This window comes from Stenotrophomonas sp. 3diitr2024 (genome assembly GCF_042136455.1).
GTDB lineage: Bacteria > Pseudomonadota > Gammaproteobacteria > Xanthomonadales > Xanthomonadaceae > Stenotrophomonas > Stenotrophomonas sepilia.
Window position 1 is genome coordinate 1 of the sequence record NZ_JBHHMJ010000666.1, and the last position, 332, is coordinate 332.

Annotated in this window: 1 protein-coding gene; it reads right to left on the minus strand. The window is 67.2% G+C overall.

Annotation, left to right across the window (positions count from 1 at the left end; translation table 11 throughout):
• Positions 1–212, minus strand: a 212-nt coding sequence (locus tag ABGA94_RS17070; RefSeq protein ID WP_375367835.1) for a hypothetical protein, incomplete at its 3' end; no start/stop codon positions are given.
• Between the last annotated feature and the right edge of the window lie 120 nt (positions 213–332).

Genomic DNA, 332 nt, shown 5'->3' on the forward strand with positions numbered 1-332 from the left:
GCGTGCTGACCGCGCTGCGCGAAGGCCCGCAAGGTGCGCGCGGGCTGAACAGCCGTATCGAGCAGCTGCTGGCCGGCAATACCCCAGGCTACTTCCAGGGCCGCCTTCTGCTGGTCACGCAGGTAGGCCAGCGCGTCTGCCAGGTCGCGCCCGGCCTGCTGGTTGCTTTCACCGTATACGAACGGACGACGCAGCCGGATCGCGAGTGCCATGTGGTGGAAGCTGGCGAAGGCGATGGCAGCGCCGGCAATGCCGCGTTCCGTGCCACCGGCAATGAACCCGGATGGCTTGCAGTCGTCGATGGCGATATGCCGGGCCTGCAGGTGGAAGTT